Annotated in this window: 1 protein-coding gene; it reads right to left on the bottom strand. The window is 39.6% G+C overall.

Going from position 1 to position 1,167, the window contains the following annotated elements; all coding sequences use genetic code 11:
* Nucleotides 1–368: 368 nt before the first annotated feature.
* A partial coding sequence (locus tag ACP6PM_RS19000; protein WP_426587348.1) for an FAD-dependent oxidoreductase occupies nt 369–1,167 on the bottom strand: 799 nt, incomplete at its 5' end.

Below are 1,167 nucleotides of genomic sequence, written 5' to 3' on the forward strand. Positions count from 1 at the left end.
TAGCCCTAAAAGGTTTGCCTGTCGTGAAATTATATTAGACTAAATATTATATCTGATAAAATACTTATAATTAGGCTCGTAGTTTTGCTCTAGCCCTAAAAGCAAAATTTGAGGGGCTAGAGCAAAACTACAAACAAACAAATTATTATCAGGAAAAGAGATTAATAGGACTTACGCAGTACAATGTATTTTCGTCATTGCGACCAACAGGGAAGCAATCTCAAATCCTAGTTTTTCGTACCTCGTGCGTAAGTCCTGATTAATATTAAACCTGATTAATATTAAAACTCTTGTGCAAACTGTTGTAAATAAACTAATTGTTGAGATGTTCTCTGGAACATCTCTGGGGAAAATAGGATAGTTTTTTTCTACAACAATGTTTGCATAATTTCTTCAATATTACGGGCGTAGACTTGTTGAGCGTACTCCTGCCCATACTGCTCTGAAGAAAGAGGTAGTCTTGTCAAAGTTGCGTATTGAACGCGCTCCATAAGCGGGCGACGCAAAGCCTCATATTTACTGAAAGCGGTTTCTATAGCTGCCATGTCATCCCACTGATTTTGCTTGTTAATCTCAGCCACTAAGGTTGTCATCACAGCAGCATCTTCAAGTCCTTGATTAGCGCCTTGAGCCATAAATGGTGGCATTCCATGAGCTGCATCTCCCGCCAATACAACCCGCCCCATGTTCCATTTTGGCTGGTTTAGAGCAGAAACAGTAACGGGATGAATATAATACGGACGTTGCATTACCTGTTCTGGGGAGGATAAAGCCACCAACTGCTGAATCATCTCTGGAAAGTCAGCTTTTTTCAATTCCAAGATAGCAAGATCGATTAATTCTTTTCCTGACTTTCCTGCTAATAACTCTAAAGGCAAAGGTGTGTGGATTAGATATCCAAATTGACCAGACTGACGGGAAAATAGGATCATTCTGGGGGTTTCGTTTTCTGTAGAATTTTCCGCTATTTGCTGATTGAGAATCGTTACTACTCGCGAACCTTGAATAAACAAATCCTGGATTTCTTGTGAGAGTGCTTCTGGTATCTCATATACTCCTCCACTGCCAATAGCTAGAATACCAGAATATTCTGGTTTGCTATATTCACTATATGGTATCCACTCAATATGATGGGGTAGGGAATGATTATAACTGCCAAGACCAATC

Source organism: Dapis brunnea BLCC-M229 (genome assembly GCF_050015995.1).
In the GTDB taxonomy this organism is placed as follows: Bacteria; Cyanobacteriota; Cyanobacteriia; order Cyanobacteriales; family Microcoleaceae; genus Trichodesmium.